This window comes from Spirosoma pollinicola (assembly GCF_002831565.1).
Taxonomy (GTDB): Bacteria; Bacteroidota; Bacteroidia; order Cytophagales; family Spirosomataceae; genus Spirosoma; species Spirosoma pollinicola.
Genome location: NZ_CP025096.1, coordinates 124,483 through 145,010, shown reverse-complemented (window position 1 = coordinate 145,010; position 20,528 = coordinate 124,483). Strand labels below are relative to the sequence as shown.

Below are 20,528 nucleotides of genomic sequence, written 5' to 3'. Positions count from 1 at the left end.
TATCAAACAGTAGGGGGTATTATTGGAAACTCCACGGCTTCGCTGGCCCGTTTGGATGCCAGACCAACGTAGTTCTCCGCAATAACCCGCGATGCTGCTTCTGAGTTGGTGAGAAGATCAAATTTGGACTTCTGGAGTTGCTGGTCGAAGGCTGCTTTATCCGGCTGTTTGTGCAACAGTTCGGTCATGTAGTTCGAAAAATCCTGCACCCGCCATACCCGACGCGAACAGGCCGCCGTATAGCCTTCCAGCAAACGGGTATTCTGTTCCTTATACCACAACCAGAGTGCCTCAAATAGATTCTTCGTGTCTGAAACAGCCATGTTCAAGCCTTTCCCACCTGTTGGCGGCACGATATGAGCGGCATCGCCCGCCAGATACAGACGATCGAACTGCATGGGTTCAGAAACAAAACTGCGCATGGGCGTTATGCTCTTTTCCAAAATTGGCCCTTCCTGCAACGTCCAGCCGGGGGTTCCCAATCGGATTTTCAGTTCGTTCCAAATGCGTTCATCAGGCCAGTCTTCGAGGGTATCTGTCAGGGCACATTGCACGTATAAACGGCTCAACTCGGGTGAGCGCATACTGTGCAGGGCGAATCCATTCTCATGGTAAGCATAAATCAACTCATGGGTTGAGGGCGGAACCCTGGCAATGATGCCCAACCAGCAATAGGGATAGGTTTTATCATAAATCGTCAACAACTCCGGCGGTACCGAAGCACGCGAAATGCCATGAAATCCATCGCACCCTGCCACAAAGTCGCAGGTCAGTGTATGCGATTCGCCTTCATGCGTGTAGTGGATCGTTGGCCGGTCGGTATCAAGTCCTTCCAGTTTTGTGGCCTCAGCCTCAAACAGAAGCATCCCCCCAGCCGCAAGTCGGGTGTTGATGAGGTCTTTGACGATTTCGGTTTGGCTATAAATAGTGACGCAGGAGCCGCCCGTTAGCTCTTTCAGGGCTATCCGGTGGCGTTTGCCGTTATAATTCAGCAAAACTCCCTCGTGCACTAAACCCAACTGGTCGAGCCGAGCCGAAGCTCCGGCCTGACGTAGTAGATCGACTGTCGTTTGTTCCAGCAGTCCAGCCCGCTGTCTGCTTTCGACGCGCTCCCGGCTGCGATTTTCCAGCACAACCGAGTCAATGCCCTGCAAGTGCAGCAGTTGAGCAAGCAACAGGCCCGCCGGACCCGCGCCAATAATTCCTACCTGCGTATGCGTCTGATTCATGGTGTGTTTTTAAGTTTAGGTGGGGTGTAATGCTGGCGTATGATTTTTTTAAGGATTTTCTGCTGAAAAAACCTGCTTGGCAATTCGGATGGCGGTATTGGCGGCTGGAACACCCGCATAGACAGCCGTATGCATCAGCACTTCTTTGATGTCGTCAGGCGTAGCGCCGGTGTTTCGGGTAGCCCGGATGTGCATGGCTAATTCCTCTTCGTGGCCCAAGGCGGCCAATATCGCAATGGTTATCAGGCTGCGTTCGCGCTGAGTTAAGCCGGGTCTTGTCCAGATCGAACCCCAGGCCGATTCGGTAATGTATTGCTGAAAGTCTGAATCAAAATTCGTTTTGCCAGCTTCGGCCCGATCCACATGCGCATTGCCCAGAACAGCCCGACGAACAACCATACCCGCTTCGTATCGAGTAGCTTCGGGCTGTGTCAACAACCGTAAAACGGCGGATACAAACGCTTCCGGCGCTTCTACGCTGGCCAGGTGGGCGGTGGGTAATTCGACCAGTAAGGCACCCGGAATAGTATCGGCCAGAAAGGCCCCGTCTGCCAGGGGTGTGGCCGGGTCGTAGGTACCCGCAATGACGAGTGTTGGCAAGGCGATTTCGGAAAGCTGCTCCCTGAAATCGGCATCCCGAACGGCCGCACAGGCGTTGGCGTATCCTTCGGCAGAGCTACTTGTAAAGACCGTTTTCACCTGGTCGATAGTGGTTTTGTCGGAAAACGATTTTGTAAACCATCGCTCTTCTACACCCGGCCAAAGTGGAGCCAGACCATCGCGATGAACAGCGTCGATGCGTTGGCTCCAATTCTCCAGGGTTCCTATTTTTGCGGCTGTATTGCTCAGTATCAGGCTTTTGATTCGTTCAGGGTGGTAAATCGCCAGCCATTGACCAATGAGGCCACCCATTGATAAACCACAGAAACAAACCTCCTGAAGGCGTAGGGCGTCGAGCAGCGCGATGACATCGGCACCAAGTAAATCAATCGAGTAGGGTTCCGATGTGACCGACGATTGACCGTGTCCACGCGTATCGTATCGGAGTACCTGAACGTGTGGCAGCAGGAGTGGCAACACGGCATCCCACATGCTTAGGTCCGTACCCAGCGAATGAGAAAGTACTAGAACCGGCTTACTGGTGTCTCCATCGAGCTGGTAATTGATCGGGATTGAGTTGGCAACAATCGTAGGCATGCGCTAATAGGTTTGGCGAATCTAGCCTATTTTCCGGATTTCAGTGCAGTCTCAAACGGTCGCTGTTCTACAACCTTTAAAGAGCGCTTACAAGGTTGAAATCATGAAAATGAATATAGCACAGGGTTTTGTCAGCTAAACGGGCTTGTTGCCAGGCAGGACCCAGGCCTGACTGATCGGGATTCAACCAAATGGTTTCGCCTTTTCCAATGAATCCGGTAAGATGATTCGTTGGATTTGCTGGATCATCCGTCCATTCGGTATCTTTCCGGGCCTTGTAGGGAACTGTAAAATTTTCAATTGTCACTTCGTGAGACTGTATCATATGCGTAGTCGTATTTAAAGTGCCTGGACCGACAGCTTAGTAGACAGGGGCGGAGAAGAAACTCAGTGAGAACTGATCGTTAAAGGGGAAACCAGTACAAAATAAAAATGTTCATATTTTGTTGAAAATTAGCTGATTGCAGAAAAAGTACTTAGAGTTTTATCAGCAAATTTGGCCTGATCACAACCATTATATTTATCCGCATGCAAAGCTGGTCTTGATCTTGCCGTTTTAGCGTGAGCATTTGTATATTACAGCCTATATAGCCGACAGAGAAATGGGGAAAGTCCCACTGGTTGTTGTAAGTACGTCCATTTATTATACGTATATCTATTAGAAGACTGAGTTTTTGCTTCTTTCTCATGAATCTAAAGCAAGCGACTAACCTGCTACTCCTGGCGTTTCTGCTCCTGCTGACCAGCTTTTCGTTGATCAGTTATACGCTTTGGAAAAGCCACGAGCGGCAGGAACTGGCTAATGACTGGGTTTTGCACACCCGTGAAGTAATTACGGGCCTGGAAGTATTAAGAACCCTAGCGGTTGATGCCGAAACCGGTACGCGGGGTTATTTGCTAAGCAGACAGCCAAAATCCCTTGAGCCTTATGAACGGGCACGAAAGCAGTTGCCGGGCCAACTCCGGTATTTACAGCGGCTAGTTCAGGATAACCTGGCTCAGCAGAGACGACTGGCCTCAGTAGGGGTGCTGATCGAGCAGCGTCTGGCCATCAGCCAGCAGGAAATCGACCAGCGTAAAAAAGGGCAGGGAGTCCTGGCTTCTCAGGAAGAAGTGGAGCAGGGAAAGCCCGTAATGGATAAAGTTAGAGCACAGCTAACCCAACTGGTAAGGGTGGAGCAACAGTTGCTGCAAACCCGGCTTGTCCGTTTAAATGAGTCCATTCAGCGTGGCGAGAACTGGCTTTTAACACTTCTTGCCGTTGGTCTGCTCATGTTAGTGACAACCCTGGTGCTTGGCCTGATTCTCCGGCAGAGTCGACTGCGGGAAGTGCAGGTACGAAAAGTGACACAGCAATTGACGGAGGTGCTCAACCAGCAGCGACACCAGCAAGCGTATCTGGAAGGTATTCTTAATGGCTCTCTGAATGGCTTGTTGAGCTGTGCACCAATAGTTGATCAGGACAGTCAAATCGTGGATTTACGAATCCAGCTAGCCAATCAGGCCGCGTCGAAAATTAATGGCCGACCAGTCGACAAATTAGTGGGAACAACCCTTCTGACTGAGTTTCCCTCTCTGGCTGGTACGAACACGATGACGAGTTACCTGCAAACTGCTCGCACCGGCGAGGTTCAGCGGTTCGAAACGTACTTTATCGGCGATGGCCTGAATGCCTGGTATGAAATAGTGTCGTCTCCATTGCCGGAGCAGAATGTCCTGATTTCTTTTTTAGATATTACCGACCGTAAACAAGCCGAAGCCGAAAGTCTGCAACAGACAAATATGCTCGTGCGTATCAGTGAGTCGGTGCATATTGGTGTGGCAACCCACGAGCCTATTCGCGACGAAACAGGACGCATTATTGATTTCCAGTACACTTATTCTAATGACGAGGTCAGGAGCTGGTTACCTGCAGACGTGCCTGATCTACAGAACCAAACGGTTCGCTCTCTGAATTTTGCAGGTGTTGGTGATCAACGAATTGGCTGGATGGCTAACGTAGTTGAAACGGGCGAACCTTTCCGAATGGACTCGACACTTGACGATGGCCGGGTGATTTTTTCGGTTATTTCCCGCCTTGACAATGGCACCGTGTCGACATCTATGGATGTAACGCAACAACGGCAGGCCGAAGAAAACGTCCGCTACAATGCTGAATTGGAAAAGAAAGTTGTCGACCGCACGCAGGCACTGATGATCACACTGGGTAAACTGGAAGAATCGAAAAATGAACTGATTCAGGCCCTGGCCGTTGAGCGCGAGCTGAGCGAACTAAAAGTCCGTTTTGTGGCGATGGCTTCGCATGAGTTTCGAACACCACTCACCGCCGTGCTAACCTCAGCCGAACTAATTGAGAAATATTCGCACTCCGAACAACAGGAGAAACGTCAAAAACATACGCATCGCATCAGAGTGGCCGTCAAGCATCTGAATGCCATTCTGGAAGAGTTTTTGTCGCTGGGCAAACTTGAGGAGGGGCAGATCAGTGTTAACCTGGTTCACGTAGATATGTCTAAGTTGCTAGGTGAAACCGTTACATACATGCAGGATGCGCTCAAGCCGCAGCAAACGATACAGACTGACCTGTCGTGCCCGGATCTGCTCTGGCTTGATGCATCGCTCCTGCAAAAAATTATGATCAATCTGCTCTCAAACGCGGTCAAGTATTCCGGTCCGGGTTCGGTAGTGAGTCTACGCGCCGAGTATGGTGACAATGAATTGACAATAACGGTTCAGGATCAGGGGATAGGCATGACCGTAGCCGATCAGCAACGAATGTTCGAACGTTTTTTTCGGGCCTCAAATGCGACGAATATAGAGGGTACAGGGCTGGGGTTACATATAGTTCGTCGCTACGTTGACCTAATGGGTGGGAAAATCAGCCTGAGCAGTGAATTGAATCTGGGAACAAGTGTTATAGTAAATCTTCCTTCGCAAAGGCAGTTACTCCCATAATTTGAAGTAAATTATAGAGAAGCTCAGCATTCATAAAAATCGTCGTGCTGCTGGATAGTATAAAATACACTTATTATTATATGATATATGCTTTTAAATTTATGAAATATGTTTAATGTATATAATATGTTATTAAATTTACAAAATAAAGCATCTTTCGCTGTACGCGATACCCAACAGAACGACAATGTTATCTCGTTTCCTTTGCTTCCTGTGTGTTGCTTTCTGGCTTGCTCTACCAACAAGAGCTCAGCAGCAACAGGGCCAGTTTACTTACCTGACCACAAACCAGGGCCTTTCTCAGAATAACGTCACCTGCATACTACAGGACCGCAAAGGCTTTATGTGGTTTGGCACGCAGGATGGGCTTAATAAGTACGATGGCTACAATTATACCCTCTACCGGAATGATCCCCGAAAATCATCCAGTCTGAGCCACAATTACATTCATGCCCTGTTTGAGGATAAGCAAGGTCAACTGTGGGTGGGTACTGATGATGGCGGACTTAGTTTGTTTGATGCCAATACAGAAACATTTACCAATTACAAACACAATCCCGGACAACAAAATAGCCTGGCTCACGACAAGGTAATGGCCGTTGTTCAGGATGCAGAAGGCTACCTCTGGGTGGGTACGGCTGGCGGGGGGCTGGATCGGTTTGATCCCCGGCAAAAAACCTTTACCCATTTTAGTCACCAGGCAGGGAAGACTGGCAGCTTAAGCAATAATATGGTAAGCTCCGTCATGATTGACAGAAGCGGCTTTATCTGGGCAAGCACCGATGGCGGTGGTTTAAACCGGCTGGACCCATCAACCAATATATTCACGCATTACCGGCACGATCCGGCCAATCCCCACTCACTTAGTCATGATCGGGTAACTACCTGCTTTGAGGATTCCCGGGGCAGGTTCTGGATTGGCACTGAGGGGGGGGGATTAAATCAGCTCGACCGGGTGAATGGGTCTTTTACGCACTTCAAGCAATCAACGGAGCGGCCTGCTCAATTGAGCCATAACGATGTAATGTCCCTTGCCGAAGACAATGAACACACCCTCTGGATTGGCACGCAGAACGGAGGTATCAATCTGTTACACGCTGATGGCAGCTTTTCTTATTACACCTACAAGGTCGATACGAATGGTGGGCTCAATAACGGTTCCATCTATACAATGTACCGCGACCCTATCGGTACCATGTGGGTTGGCACTTATTCGGGTGGGGTCAATAAACTGGATGCGACCCCACTGAAATTTAAACTGTATCAGCGCACCCGAACCAATATTAACAAGCTGACTAATAATAATATACTAGCCGTTCTGCAAGATAATCAGGGCGATTTATGGCTGGGTACCGATGGGGGAGGTATTAATGTGCTCAAAAAAGGACAGTCTGTTTTTAAAGCTTATCAGGATACAAGCCGATTCGCGGCTTCGATGAGCCGAAATTTCGTGCTTTCCATTTATGAAGATCGGGATAAGCGCATCTGGACGGGTAATTATAAAGGCGGCTTAACGCTGTTTAACCGGGCAAAGGGAACCTTTGAGTCGAAGGGGAATTTTAGCCCGTTGAGCATCAGTGCCATTTTAGAGGCCCGGAATGGAGTTATGTGGCTTGGCACTTTCGAAGCGGGATTGATTCGCTACGACAAAAAAACGGGCCTTGTGACCAGGTACTCATCCCGGCCTGGGCAGGAAGGTCATCTCAATTACCACACGATCACAACCCTGTGGGAAGACCGAACGGGCAACATCTGGATAGGTACCGACGGGGGGGGAATCAATGTATTTCACCCGGCTCACAACACGTTTACCCACTATGTTCAGGATAGTCACAACCCCAAAAGTCTAAGCAACAACCAGATCAACTGGCTGTTTGAAAGTACTACCGGCCAACTGTGGATCGGTACTAATGGGGGCCTGAACCGCTTTAACGCCCGTACGCAAACGTTTACCGCTTACCGTCAGGAAAATGGTCTGGCCAACGAAGTGATCAAGGGTATTCTGGAAGATAATCGGGGGCGACTGTGGCTGAGTACCAATAAGGGCCTGAGCGTCTTTGATCTTAAGACACATACTATTCGTAATTTTGATGCCAGTGATGGCCTGCAGGAGAGTTCCTATAACCGAACCGCCTGTTACAAAAGCCCCGACGGGCAACTGTTTTTTAGTGGTCTAAGCGGACTTAACAGCTTTTATCCTGATAAACTTCGAGACAATCCCTTTATCCCGCCTGTTTACATCACCGACTTTCAGTTGTTCAATAAGTCGGTTCGCGTGCAGGATGCAGAGTCGGTACTGGCTAAGCCAATAAGTGACACACGCGACATTACGCTTTCCTATGGGCAATCGGTTCTATCATTCGGGTTTGCGGCCCTGAATTACACGGTGTCGGAGAAAAATCAATATGCGTATAAACTGGAAGGTTTCGATCAGCGCTGGATTTCTGCGGGGACCACTCGAACGGCGACCTATACTAATCTGGACCCTGGCGATTATGTATTCCGGGTGAAAGCCTCAAATAACGATGGTGTCTGGAATAAGACCGGCACGTATGTAAATCTGCATATTATCCCGCCTTTTTGGCAAACACGCTGGTTCATGAGTTTGGTGGTTCTGCTGTTGCTGGGTAGCTTATACACGCTGTATCGGTTGCGCGTAAAGAGCATACAGGCAAAGCAGGTCGCGTTACAAAATCAGATTCGGGTGCAAACAATCGAAGTTCGCCAGCAGAAACAGGAACTGAAAGAGCAGGCACTTCATGTGCAGTTACTCCAGGCTAAAGTGGAGCAGCAGGCGGCACAGCAACAACTTCAGGAGAGTGAACAACGGTTTCGGGAAATTGCCGAAAACGTGGATGAGGTGTTCTGGATTCATTCGGCCGATCCCTTCAGTCTCATGTATATAAACCCGGCCTGCGAGCGGGTCTGGTATAAAACGGTTCAACAATTAAAAGATGAATCTAACTCGTTTATAGAGTTTGTTTTACCGGAAGATAAGCCCGCTGTTTTTGCCTTTTTTGAGGAGTATAAGGCCGGTGCAGAAGGACAGATATACTACAGGGTGAAGTATAAAAATGAACCATTGCGCTGGCTGTTAGCTCGCACCTTTATTATTCGCGATGAAGAGGGGAAAGTTGTGCGCCACATTGGCATTGCCAATGACGTGACCAGTCAGAAAGAGAGGGAGTTCGTTCTCCAGCAAACGATGCTGCGCGAACAGGAATTGAACCAGCTCAAGTCGCAGTTTGTCTCCACGGCTTCCCATGAGTTTCGTACCCCCCTGACCACCATTCAGTCGAGCGTTGAGTTAATTAAACTGTACCTGAATGTGCCCGCTGCCAGTGCTAAAGCCTCTATGCAAAAGCATCTGGGCGTTATCGAAAAACAGATCGAGCAGTTTGGTTCACTGCTCACCGACGTGTTGACCATCGGTCAGATCGAAGCGGGTAAAGTGACCTATGCACCTAGGTCGGAGGATATCGTTGCCCTGTGTGAGAGTCTGATTGAGATGCACTTTAGTGGCCGTTCTGATCAACGCAGCGTTCAGTTGTTTGTTGAGGGAACACCCCGACGGATTGATCTGGATGCCAAACTGATGGGCCATGTGTTAACCAATCTGCTGTCGAACGCCTTTAAGTTTTCGGTTACGGCATCACCTACTCTGCGTATCGACTTTCGGGCCGACCGTCTGGTTTTACAGGTTATTGATCAGGGCATGGGCATCCCGGCTTGTGAACAGGCCTCTTTGTTTCAGGCATTTTATAGGGCCAGTAATACGGCTGGTATCCAGGGCACGGGCCTGGGTCTGGTTATTGCTCGCCAGTTTGTGGAGTGTCATGGTGGAGTTCTGGAGGTGGAGAGTCAGGAACGAAAGGGCACCACCTTCACGGTAAGCTTGCCCATTAGCTCCCCGGAACCGGTGGCCACGAACCTGGTGCCGGATACGTTAATTCAATAGTCGATTATTGAACGTTTGCCTACCTTTTCCAAAAAGACAGGAATGCTTCGGGAAACGATTAATTTTAGTCGTAATTTAGGACTATAGATGGTTTTTCGATGAGACTCTTCCTCCTTTTCTGGGTAGTCGTTCTGGCTCCCTTTCCTGCTTTTTCACAGACTATCAAATCAGCCGTCTATTCCATAAATCAATTATCGGTTGCCAACCAGACGGGTTACGGGGAGCAAACCCTACTGGAAGGGGCTACCCGGGATTTTTCCCACTTAATTGTTCAGGCCATAACCATACAGGCCAATCAGCCTGCACAGCCCACCCAGCAGTTCGATGAAGAGGCTGTATTGATCATTAAAACAGGTGAACTAACGTTGACCGTTGGGGGTAAACGCAAAATACTGGGGCCTGGCAACGTTGTTCTGATTATGCCGGGCGATGACTTTGAGGTAGTCAATAAGGCTGATCGGACACTCACCTATTTCCAGATGCGATACACCTCCAACGAGATGCCGGACCTGGATTTATACCGGCTGGTGGGTGATTCGTTCTGGGTCGACTGGCAAGAGGCAGCCTCTACTGCCGACCAACCCCGGCGTAACCAACAGACAGTGACCTGTTCCAGCGTGATGAGCAACCGCATGGCAATTCAGGTCACGACAGTCGACCCCGCTTCAGGGGTGAGTGCTCCTCACACCCACCGGGCGGCTGAGATTATGCTAATCCTGGACCATCCGGCTCAGGCGCAAATAGAGGGTGTGTCGACAGAAGCTCAGGTGGGGGATCTCATCTTTGTGGAATCGGAAGTATCACACCGTATTCAACCTGGCGTCCGGGAGAACTGTACGTATGTGTCTATTCAGTTCTAGTCACCACACTACTAAGACTGATGTTCAAATCACCCCCGTTTGTTCCCATTCTGTTGCCCTTCACCAGGCTGTCGCTGGTGCTGGCTATCCTGACGGGTCTGGTGCGGTTGGGTTGGGGCACCTCCATCTTTGAAACGGCCGGGCAGCACGGGGCACTGATGCTTGGATCATTCTTAGGAACCGTTATTCTGCTCGAACGCGCTGTGGTGTTCAGGAATGGCCGGGCCTTACTGGCTCCGGCTCTGAACGATAGCGGGCGGGCTTGTTAAGGGCATAGCTATTGGTTTTTTCCTGATTTGTATGGTCGTGATCGTGGTTCGCCAACGTGGACTGGCCCCTTATTGATAGGTAAATTTTTGTGATCACTTAAAAATCAGGTAGAAAAGGACCGTTTCCTTTCAGGTGATGGCTCATTTTCAACTATAGGAAGTGGGCGGGGGTTCGACCCTTGAACAAGTGTTTCAGGTTTCCGAACTAAACCCCAAGGTTATGATTTTAAAGATGGACCGGCTTCCTATTGAGTTGCCAATACCCAAAAACCCATCGGCCAACGATGCAGCCGCCATTCAGGAACTGCTAGGGGGCAAATTCGGCGAGATGTCTACGCTGATGAACTACACCTTTCAATCGTTCAACTTTCGGGGCCGCAAGAAAATACGTCCCTTTTATGATGTGATCGCCAGTATCGCCGGTGAAGAATATGGCCATATCGAGGTGGTTTCCTATGCTATCAATCTGTTGCTGACAGGTGTAACAAAGCGGGGACATGACCCAGTTTCGGGGCCACTTGCCGATGCTGCCAACGCCCGCAATACCTATCACTATATTGCCAGCGGGCAAGGGTCTTTGCCCGTTGATTCGATGGGTAATTTCTGGAACGGCCAGAATGTCTTCAGCAGCGGTAATCTGAAGCTTGATCTGCTCCATAATTTCTTCCTGGAGTGTGGTGCTCGGGGTAACAAAATGCGTGCCTACGAAATGGTGACGGACCCAACGGCCCGCACGATGGTGGGTTATCTGCTGGTACGTGGCGGACTTCATATTGTGGCCTATGCCAAAGCCCTGGAAAAATTAACGGGCGTGGAAGTCACCAAGCTGTTGCCGATACCAGACCTGAGCAACAATGCTTTTCCCGAAGCGAGGAAGTTTATGGATCAAAAACTGCATTTGCAGTTGTATACCTTCAGCCAGGAAGATTATAAGCAGGCGGGGCTGATCTGGAACGGACCGCACCCCGACGACGGTCAGGAGTGTGTTGTGATCGAGGGGGCCATTCCCGGCTATCCTGTTCCTGATCTGGAAGAGGAACCCCAGCTCAATGCGCCGGGCGCCGATGATTTTGACCCTCAGGTGTTTGCCGATATGGCCAAAAAAATGGGTATTAAATACGAGTATTAAGCTTGCAAAATGTAGCGTCTGTCGTAGCATAAAAACCACATCAACGGTGCTTTTTATGCTACGACAGACTGCATTATAAGACGTTTGTATACCTGATTTGATTACAAAAAGCGTTGCAGATCGAGGTCTGTTGTGGGCGTTATGTCAGCCTGTAATATACGCTGCATATAATCTAAACTCGATTGGGTTCGCTCCGTAGAAGGGGCTACTACACAGTCTGATGGAATAGATAACTGGAAGTCCCGGAGGTAGGCGTCCTGAGCTGTAAACTGCACACAAACGTCTGTGATAAGCCCTGTCAGAATCAGGCGTTTGGTTCCTAAATAAGTGAGTAGGAGCGATAATGTCGTCTCGAAAAAAGCTGAATGTTTGGGTTTTAAAACGACATAATCTGTGTGGTCGGGCTTCAGCAGCTGCATAACCGATTTTCCCCGCACGTTCGTTTGCAGACAGTGCTTAACCAGAAAGGATATATCTGAACGCCAGTGCCCGAAATTATCATTAGCATAAATGACCGGGATGTGCAGGCGTTTTGCCTGACTCTTTAAATGGGCAATACAGTCGGCGGCCTTCAGAGTTGGCTCAAGAAGTTGTGGACCTTCGGGAAATTCCAGGTCGTTGATCATATCAATAATCAGGACGGCGACCGGGCAGGTGTCAGGCGCATTTCCATGTAAATCAGAACTCTCTTTTTCCATTGGTACGTACTGGTAACGTGAATTCACCAGCCCAGTATAGCATGAAGACTGGCGTTCAATCGAGCGGTTTCTAAAAACTATTTTGGGGTATAGGTCAATTGAATAACCACCCCCTGGCTGCCATCGCTATTGGATCGGCGCCACGCAAGGGCCAGCGGCAGATGTTTCTGCAAATATACTTCGAGGCCGAGCACCAACTGGCCATATTCATGCGTGCCCGTTGCCCAGTCGCCCAGCACGTGCAGTTTCTCATACCAGATGCCCGCATCGATGCCCAGATGCATTCCCATCGTTGCCCCATCGGCCAGATAGCGATGGTTACCCGCATAAGCACCGATTACTGTCTGATAATGCTCATTGAAAAAGCTGCCTCCCAGATTCACATAGCCCCAGCCCATCCATGAACTGTGCTCGGTAGGGAACAGATTTAAACCGGTTTGACCGCCTATTCCCAGGTGAAGGCTTTCGGTTAGCTTAATTGTTTTCTGCGCATTTAAAAGGAGCAAGGGTGCATAGGGCATCTGGGTGGTAGTATCGTTCCGCTGCCAGGTGCGTTGTTGCGGAAGGTAATCCAGATTATACAGATTAAATCCGATTTCCCAATCGTGCCCCAGTCCATAATCGACTGTAGTCGACGAACGTAACTCTTCGTTACTGATGTCAACCTGCTGTTGAGCCAGTATCTTTCCAGTTGGTGTTATGTCGGACGAGGGAACACTAAAAATGGTTTGCTGGGCGGAGACACTGAGGCTCCAGCAGGCTAGTCCAACAAGAAACAAAAGGGTTTTCAACTGGCGATTAATCAACATTACCGGGAATCGATTTTCTATCCCGTTTCATTATAAGTCGGGTATATGTGTACGTCATGAAATTGTAGCAGATGATAGAATTTTAGAGAGACAACATCTATCCTTTCTTAATGGACATTGCAGGCTTCGTTCCTGTGAGGGAACGGTCCCGTGTGTAGACCCATTTAGTAAAGGGCCACTTCCTCACATCAGGCGTTTTATTGAAAGCTATAATTATAAATTCAAGGTTCTTCCTATGTCAATGCGAACAAATGAGCTTGACAATCGACGTATGGAAACAATGGATGAATTTTTTGAGCACACGATTCAGGATATGTACTCGGCCGAAAAGCAGGCTCTGGAAGCGATGCCCCAACTCGTTCAGCGGGTTCAGAGCGATCAACTTCGTCAGGCCTTGCAGGTCCATCAACGCGAATCAGAAAGTCAGGTAACCCGCCTGGAACAGATTGCCCGCCAGATAGGAATTGACCCGGATGGTGAAGTTTGTCTGGCTATGCAAGGGCTTATTGACGAAGCACAGGACTTGCTGGATCAACTGGAGGACGGTCCTCTGGCCGATGCCGCTATTATTGGTGCTGCCCAGAAAATGGAGCATTACGAAATTGCCAGTTACGGCACGGCCCGAACGCTGGCCCTGCAAACGGGCCTGATGGAGGTTGCCAATTTGCTGGAAACTACCTTGAAAGAAGAGAAAGCGGCCGATGAGAAACTGACCTACATTGCTATGAGCTCGGTCAATCAAAAAGCGGTTCAGCAGTAATAAAATTTTATCAAATCAACAACGCAATACGTTATGAAAATTCAGTCAATTTCATTGGGTTTCCTACTGGCCATCTGGGTATCGGGCGCTTCTCTGGCCCAGCAAAATAATGGCAACATGTCTGCTGGTGCAGCTACAAAGGTGGGCAAAGAAAGTAAAGCAGAATTCGATCGTCAGAACAAAAAAGGGGCAGCGGCTGTAGGGGCCGTTACGGCAAGTGCAGCCAAGCTTTCCGATGCCGATCAACGCTTGATGATGCAGGTAGCTAAGGGCGGTATGATGCAGCTGGAAGTGAGTAAAGTGGCTGTGCAAAAAGCTACTAACGAGGAAGTTCGCCAACTGGCACAGGCCGAAGTTGATGAGCAAACTGGGTTGTCGGCTAAACTAACAGAAATTGCTTCGGCAAAAGGTATCACGCTGCCCTCGGCCCCCGATACGGACACCCAGGCAATGGTAACAAAAATGCAGGGGATGTCAGGAGCGGAGTTTGATAGACTGTATGTAAGCGAAAGTGGCGTGAAAGGCCATGAAAAACTTGATACGGTTATGTCGACAGTGGAGTCAACAGCATCTGACGCAAGTTTGAAAGGTGTTGCCAGAGCTGCTCACCCACTGGTAAAAACCCATTTAACCGTAGCGAAGCAAATTATGGCCAAGCTGTAAGCCTAAGTCGTTTTCCTATACCAATACGGGTGGTAACATATCATGTTACCACCCGTATTGGTATAGGAAAACGACTTTTTTTACTCATGATCATGAGTGAACTTCCCGTCAGGCTGGTTAACCAGTTGTTAGTTCGTCCACTCCACCCGTAGTCGGAGGTTGCCCCTGACCTTATATTCCTGATAGTGTTTATCCGTTTCTATGGGGTTCAATGGTTCGCTGGTGGTATCATCTTCGTCCAGAAGCTGCACACTGGGTAGTTGCCGACCCTTCGCCAGAAGACGTATGCAGCAGGTATAGTCGGCCGTACCGCTCAGCCGCAAAATGACATAACCGCTGTTTTTTCCTGTAAGCTGGTATTCCGACTGATAAATGGGATAATTACAGTAAATGATCACGGGTACGTTTTCAAACCGCTTATACGTGTAGGTGGCCAGGATATACGCTAGTGCCCCGCCGTAAACCTCCTGTCCAACGGCGCCAGCCTGTTTCCAGCCCGTTGGCATATCTTCAAGAGGAATGGGCAGGTCTACCAGAATGCGCCCTTCTTTGGGCGATTGGCAAACAGAATCAGCGGCTAGTTCCGACGGGAAATAATAGCGGCCCCGGTGCAGAAGATATTTTGTGTATTCTGAAAAGAACATCCGGATCGAGTCAGGAACATCCCGTCCTACTTCCTTGATGTAATTGATCATGGTGGCTACAATCTCACCTTCTTCATAGGCGGCCAGATAGGGAGCATCGCGCAGGGGGGCAACGCCCATAAAGGTGTTTCGCTGCTGGCCAAAACCGAACCGGCAATCCCAGATCCACAGCCGGGCAATGACATTGGCAACCCCAAGCCGACTGAGATCGAAGTACAACCGGTTTTCCGTAATTTTCCAGAGTTTGGCTAATGTCAGCGCACTCATAATCGTGATATTACTCTGGTACAGGAGTTCGAAACCTTTGCCCCGGAGCCGTTCTGCGGAGACTATGGCTTCGTCCAGATACCGTTGCTCCTTCGTAAACTCATAGGCCTGAATCATCACGTGGGTGTACAACCCGGCCACATCCAGTTCACCCCCTTTTCCGCTATCGGTTTCAGCCTTGACAACCTCCAGCGTTCGTATATTATAGAATACTGGCCAGTCATAAGCAAAGTGGTGCGCTGCTTTTATGACAAATTCCAGTGAGTTAAACAGCAAATCTTTGGCCTGCATATTGCCCTGATCGGCCAGACGGCCCAGATTCATCAGCGTATGCAACAGATACCAGGAGTCTATTTTAAGGGGGTCCTGTTCCTCGCTACGGCTTTCCTTATCCTCGGCAAACGTCCCGGCGGGCAACCAGCGCATGAATGTTTGCTGTTTCGCATTGTAAAACGAAGGTAAGTTCTGCTGCAGGCTCTCGACCAGTGGCACCGCTTGCTCTGCCCAGCGTTGGTATTCCCAGAGCGGCACCAGAATGGCCAGTTGCACCATGCTTTCGGGTGGTTTTTTTACTGCGTCCACATAAGCATTGAGGTAGTATTTTTTCTGGATCATGCGTCCGCAGTTGGCCGATTCAGCCAGGGCTTCGATCGTTTGTTCGGCGGCTTTGGGCCAGTGATAATACTGAATCTCCGGCTTGGGCAACAGGGGATAGATACCGGCCATTGCCTTCAGAAACTGATCCGCAGCGTCAAATTCGCTTTCGGGAATTAGGTCGCTAATAAAAAGAAAGGCGTCTGAAAGCGTAATTTCTTTTCCGGCGGGTAGGGGTTTTTCAGTTGTGGGTAAGGCAAATCCTATCTCCGGCCATTTGACACTTACTGTACCCGACGGATCGGTTTGGGTCGTCTGACAGAAATCATTGAGAGCCGTCAGATTTTGAAAATAGAGTAGAGAGCCTTCCCGTGGTTTCGTTACAGACAGATAAGCCAGGCCAGAGGTTGGCCCACTCTGGGTAACATATACCATACCCTGCGTGGTGGTAGGCTTATAGTCTTTATCCAACACATATACATCCCGGGGAAATGCCTGAATGGTGAATGGCTGCCCGGCTACCAATGTGGTCGTATAGCGAAGTAGGGGAGTCTCACCCTCCGGGAGTTCGATGGTAACGGTAAACTGACCTAGTGCTCCTTCAACCTGATAGTTTACTTTGTTCTTAGTCGATTTGCCTACTGTATAGCCCTTGATCGACTGGGGGTCGAAGCAGGTGCGGATTGCCAGATGACCGGCTGTATCGAACGAGTAAATGAGCCAGAACGACGTATCTGTCAGACAAACGGTAAGCTGACCTTTTTTGAGTTGCAGGGGGAGCTTCGTGCGATGCGTGGCGTGTTTCAGTTGTTCATCAAGGCCCGCTACCCACTGGGACGTCTCGTCTGTTTTGGTAAAAGATTGCCAGTAAGTCGGACTGTTGTACGATTTGGTTTCCATAGGTCGTTACGTGAAATCGCCTGTAGATAAATGAGCTTTGGCTATTCTACCAGATAATCGGTCAGGAGTTTCCACTGAATTTTCTGGTAGAAAAGCCAACCCGCTTCGGCGATGATCGTGTTGATAACCCCACGCTCACCGGCCTGGGGTTGTTGATTATTGATGGATTCATGCCGGCCAATTTCATACGCGCTGATTGTACAACCGGATACCTCGACCCGGAAAGTACTGCGGGCCTGCTCCGCAAAAAAATGCTCGATCTGATCGGGTTTATTGGCCATTGGGTCCGGGCAGGGCTGAACGGTAAACTCGGCTAGTGTATCTCTTGACTGCCCATGAATGACCCGAACCCAGTTTTCCGGCATCGGACCGGGTAATTTGATCTGTATGAAATCCCCGATCTCGGCGGGTCCATTGGGTTTGGACCTGCCAATTGGATCATACAACGCGAAATCGGCGGAAAGGCTGGACAAATCCGTCCATTTGTTCACATTGAGCAGCTTGGCTATCGAATTGGTAAAGGCTTTCCCAGCCGCCGATTCGTCGGGATAGGTATGATGACTTTCATAGATTATATCCCTGCTGGCCTCGCCCTGTATGAGTTTACTTTCGTGTTGAATCTGCCCAACAACAGCTTTGAGTTTCATATGCGTTTACGTGTTAAAAAGCGCCTTGATCACTCCGTGTAATCAATAGTTCGTTTTTACGGCTAATAATCTGATTACTGCTGGAGTATGCTTCAGGTAATCTTAACCCACCCATACACGATGTATCGCCACTGAGAGAACGGAAGTAAGGGAACGGTACAGGTTGGTCTTTGCCCATGCTAATTGGCCTGGCCGGAACCACTACCTCACAACAGTTGATAGAATAAGGTGATTAAGGGCCTGTAGGATGTTTATAAGGCAGGGCGTTTTTCGCCCTCTTCGCCATCGGTCGTTTATACATCAATTTATAGTATGGCACCTTCTTCTTCTGACAGCCCTCAACCCTTAATGGCCATTGTCGCCTATTTATTTGCGCAACGGGAAACCATCCTGAACAACTGGCGAACGGCTTGCCTTGAGGATACCACATTAACCAAAGCCTTTTCATTGAGCCGTGAAGAATTTAATAATTTGCTTCCGCTGATTTTAGATATTCTGGAAGCACGACTGCTGGGAAAAGCCCCCCAGGTTGATCCTGCGCTGACAGCCCAGGCGCATGGTCTGCATCGCTGGCAAAAATCGCTGTCGTTGATCGATACCATGCGGGAAGTTGCCCACTTAACCCAAATTCTGTACAGCGAGCTTAGGCGTTTTCAGAGCCTTTTCCCTCAGACAGATGCTCAACTCTTACTGAATGTTACCCAGCAGATTTCCCTCATCATGCAGGAAGCTATGGAGGGAAGCGTTGTTAAGTATGATGAACTGCAACGGCTGGAAGCCGTTCAGCGGTCGGCTACTCTTCAGCAGGTTGTGGAGAAAATGACCACCCTGTCTCAGGAGCGGAGTACGATGCTGCGTGCATCGGCCCACGACCTGCAAGGGGGATTGGGCATTATTAATGGAGCGGCTTATATGCTGAAGCTGGAGGGGTTATCTGAAGACCAGCGGGTGCAGTATCTGGATATGCTAAACCGTAATCTGGCCAACGTGGAGGTGATGCTGACGAATTTGATGGACCTCTCCCGATTGGAAGCGGGTGAAGAAAAACTACAGATCGAGCAGATAGACGTTGCGCCCTTCCTGCATGATATGATCCGGGGTGGGCAGACACTTGCAGCCGAGCGAAAACTAATACTTCGGGCCGAAGGGCCAGCTTCCCTGCTTGTTGAAACCGATCCCGTTAAACTACAGCGAATTATACAGAATCTACTGCTGAACGCCTTGAAATACACATCGGACGGATTCATTTCGATTTCGTGGGCACTGGAGAATGAAGTCCGCTGGATCGTGAGTGTTCAGGATTCAGGACCGGGTTTGCCCGCCACATTAGCCGGTGTTTTCGGTGATCAACTCAAGCCAACCGTCGAAGCAACCAGTGTATTATCTGTCGATGCAGCAGAGCCGGTAAGTGTTTTGCCGACCAATGTGCCAATCATTCCGCCGATTGAACAACTGAGTGAGCTGAGCCATAAGACAAAACAGGGCGAAGGAATTGGGTTGCAGATAGTGAAGCGATTATGCGAACTGTTGAGTGCTAATCTGGAGATCGAAAGTATTACCGGCAGGGGCACCTTATTCCGTATCCGGTTGCCAATGTTGTATAACCATGCACAGGCAGCGGGTTAAAAAATCAAACTCTACCTACTGGATTCAACCTGTTTTGCACCTGGTAAAACCGATAAGTTTGCATGAATAAGCCATTAATTTACGTAACCGATAACGAAGCAGATTACCTGCATCTGGTTCAGTACGTGTTTGTTGAATTCCTGCCTGAGTATGCAGTTTTATTGTTTTCAAGCGGTGAGACACTGCTGAATAGCCTGCAAACGAATCCGGAACGGCCATCTTTATTATTGCTCGATCTGCATATGCCGGAAATGAGTGGGCAACAGACCTTACAACAACTCAAGGCCAGACAAGACTGGAAACCGATTCCGGTGGTGATGATAACCAGTGAAACCGCAGAAGGCGAAATTCAGGCGTGTTACCAGGCCGGAGCAAATTCCTGTCTGGCAAAACCCATGAATATCGATGCGATGAAGAAGCTATTCAAACAGGTCTGTGCCTACTGGGTCGATACAAGGAGCGGCATAGTTCCTTGATGCAGCTGGAAAACTGACCGGAATTTTCATCTGCTGCTCATCTAAAGTAAAACCAAAACGATCGTGCTACTCATTCACCAACTTCTCGAACAGCCATCTTTACTGGCCTATTTCATTGGGGCCGATAACTATGCCTGGCTCAAATTTCGAAATGGCGAACGACGCTTACTGGCTAAACCCTTAGTTTATTTTGAAGAACGGCTACCAACGTTTATCCGCATTCATAAAACAGCTCTTATTAATCCGGCTTGTGTTGCCAGTGTTCACCAGCCTCCCCGGCCCAAAATGGCCGGATTGGTCCGGTTGGTGGATGGCACCGAACTGCCGGTGAGCCGACGGCGATGGAGAGCAGTGGCTCAGTTATTACAAACCACTGAAGCCACCGTTGATTTTATGGAATCGTCGGTAGCCAGTCCACCTGATTTGGCGCAGGAAGTTGTTGCACCGCTGCGGGTACAGGTGATCATGTGCGGTGATATGTTGTTGTTAACCCGGCAATGCCTCCATAAACTGGATGTGCCTTATATGTTGCAGTCCACCGGTGCTGGAGCAGAACTAGCCTCCGCGCTACTGCTTAGTTCTCCTGCCGACTGGCCCGCACTAATTCTGATTGATTCACGACTCGATCGGGCCGATAGTATTTTGACTCTGCAACGACTCAAGGCGCATACCCGGTTGCGGGCCATTCCGGTAATTTATATGATACCACCGGGAGAAAACATGATGCAGGCGTATCTGCTCGACGCCAATTCTGTGGTGGTCGTCCCGAACGACCCATCGTTATTGGTTCAAACACTCGACCAGCTACTGGATTACTGGTTGATGGTTGTTCAATTAGCCGCTTAGC

17 protein-coding genes are annotated in these 20,528 nt (G+C 49.4%); 10 read left to right on the top strand and 7 right to left on the bottom strand.

What is annotated here, in order from left to right; all coding sequences use genetic code 11:
* Nucleotides 1–2: 2 nt before the first annotated feature.
* The 3 genes from CWM47_RS00595 to CWM47_RS00585 form a co-directional block, all read right to left on the bottom strand.
* Complete coding sequence (locus CWM47_RS00595) at nt 3–1,229, bottom strand: 4-hydroxybenzoate 3-monooxygenase (RefSeq protein WP_100985873.1); 1,227 nt, start codon at nt 1,227–1,229, stop codon at nt 3–5.
* A gap of 48 nt (nt 1,230–1,277) precedes the next feature.
* The gene (pcaDC, locus tag CWM47_RS00590; protein WP_100985872.1) at nt 1,278–2,426 is read right to left on the bottom strand and encodes a bifunctional 3-oxoadipate enol-lactonase/4-carboxymuconolactone decarboxylase PcaDC; all 1,149 of its coding nucleotides are present in this window, start codon (nt 2,424–2,426) and stop codon (nt 1,278–1,280) included.
* Between the two features lie 76 nt (nt 2,427–2,502).
* A complete protein-coding gene (locus CWM47_RS00585; RefSeq protein ID WP_100985871.1) occupies nt 2,503–2,751 on the bottom strand; it encodes a hypothetical protein in 249 nt (82 codons plus the stop codon).
* Nucleotides 2,752–3,113: 362 nt separating this feature from the next.
* On the opposite strand from CWM47_RS00585, the gene CWM47_RS00575 reads away from it, so the two are divergent.
* The 5 genes from CWM47_RS00575 to CWM47_RS00555 all read left to right on the top strand — a co-directional run bounded on the left by CWM47_RS00575 (nt 3,114) and on the right by CWM47_RS00555 (nt 11,597).
* Nucleotides 3,114–5,381, top strand: coding sequence for a CHASE3 domain-containing protein (locus CWM47_RS00575; protein ID WP_100985869.1), 2,268 nt, complete (start codon nt 3,114–3,116; stop codon nt 5,379–5,381).
* Nucleotides 5,382–5,568: 187 nt separating this feature from the next.
* A complete protein-coding gene (locus CWM47_RS00570; protein WP_100985868.1) occupies nt 5,569–9,339 on the top strand; it encodes a sensor histidine kinase in 3,771 nt (1,256 codons plus the stop codon).
* A 98-nt stretch (nt 9,340–9,437) separates the two neighbouring features.
* Complete coding sequence (locus tag CWM47_RS00565) at nt 9,438–10,199, top strand: cupin domain-containing protein (RefSeq protein WP_100985867.1); 762 nt, start codon at nt 9,438–9,440, stop codon at nt 10,197–10,199.
* A 20-nt stretch (nt 10,200–10,219) separates the two neighbouring features.
* Entirely contained in the window at nt 10,220–10,468 is a 249-nt protein-coding gene (locus CWM47_RS00560; protein WP_240625657.1) for a hypothetical protein, read from the top strand.
* A gap of 220 nt (nt 10,469–10,688) precedes the next feature.
* Nucleotides 10,689–11,597, top strand: a complete 909-nt coding sequence (locus CWM47_RS00555; protein WP_100993672.1) for a manganese catalase family protein — start codon at nt 10,689–10,691, stop codon at nt 11,595–11,597.
* A 101-nt stretch (nt 11,598–11,698) separates the two neighbouring features.
* On the opposite strand, the gene CWM47_RS00550 is transcribed toward CWM47_RS00555, so the two are convergent.
* Nucleotides 11,699–12,295 carry a cysteine hydrolase family protein gene (locus tag CWM47_RS00550; RefSeq protein WP_100985866.1) on the bottom strand — a complete coding sequence of 199 codons (597 nt, stop codon included), beginning with the start codon at nt 12,293–12,295 and terminating at the stop codon, nt 11,699–11,701.
* Nucleotides 12,296–12,372: 77 nt separating this feature from the next.
* Nucleotides 12,373–13,104 carry a hypothetical protein gene (locus CWM47_RS00545; protein ID WP_100985865.1) on the bottom strand — a complete coding sequence of 244 codons (732 nt, stop codon included), beginning with the start codon at nt 13,102–13,104 and terminating at the stop codon, nt 12,373–12,375.
* Nucleotides 13,105–13,339: 235 nt separating this feature from the next.
* On the opposite strand from CWM47_RS00545, the gene CWM47_RS00540 reads away from it, so the two are divergent.
* Together CWM47_RS00540 and CWM47_RS00535 are read left to right on the top strand one after the other, a co-directional pair.
* On the top strand, nt 13,340–13,864 hold the full coding sequence (locus CWM47_RS00540; RefSeq protein ID WP_240625656.1) for a ferritin-like domain-containing protein: 525 nt from the start codon (nt 13,340–13,342) through the stop codon (nt 13,862–13,864).
* A gap of 33 nt (nt 13,865–13,897) precedes the next feature.
* Entirely contained in the window at nt 13,898–14,527 is a 630-nt protein-coding gene (locus CWM47_RS00535; RefSeq protein ID WP_100985864.1) for a DUF4142 domain-containing protein, read from the top strand.
* A gap of 128 nt (nt 14,528–14,655) precedes the next feature.
* On the opposite strand, the gene CWM47_RS00530 is transcribed toward CWM47_RS00535, so the two are convergent.
* Both CWM47_RS00530 and CWM47_RS00525 read right to left on the bottom strand, forming a co-directional pair.
* The gene (locus CWM47_RS00530; protein ID WP_100985863.1) at nt 14,656–16,932 is read right to left on the bottom strand and encodes a hypothetical protein; all 2,277 of its coding nucleotides are present in this window, start codon (nt 16,930–16,932) and stop codon (nt 14,656–14,658) included.
* Nucleotides 16,933–16,973: 41 nt separating this feature from the next.
* Nucleotides 16,974–17,579, bottom strand: coding sequence for a hypothetical protein (locus CWM47_RS00525; protein ID WP_100985862.1), 606 nt, complete (start codon nt 17,577–17,579; stop codon nt 16,974–16,976).
* A 312-nt stretch (nt 17,580–17,891) separates the two neighbouring features.
* Here CWM47_RS00525 and CWM47_RS00520 point away from each other — a divergent pair, with 312 nt between their 5' ends.
* The 3 genes from CWM47_RS00520 (at nt 17,892) to CWM47_RS00510 (ending at nt 20,527) form a co-directional block, all read left to right on the top strand.
* Complete coding sequence (locus tag CWM47_RS00520) at nt 17,892–19,205, top strand: sensor histidine kinase (RefSeq protein ID WP_100985861.1); 1,314 nt, start codon at nt 17,892–17,894, stop codon at nt 19,203–19,205.
* A gap of 62 nt (nt 19,206–19,267) precedes the next feature.
* Entirely contained in the window at nt 19,268–19,681 is a 414-nt protein-coding gene (locus tag CWM47_RS00515; RefSeq protein WP_100985860.1) for a response regulator, read from the top strand.
* A gap of 63 nt (nt 19,682–19,744) precedes the next feature.
* Entirely contained in the window at nt 19,745–20,527 is a 783-nt protein-coding gene (locus tag CWM47_RS00510) for a LytTR family transcriptional regulator DNA-binding domain-containing protein (protein WP_100985859.1), read from the top strand.
* Nucleotide 20,528 lies beyond the last annotated feature (1 nt).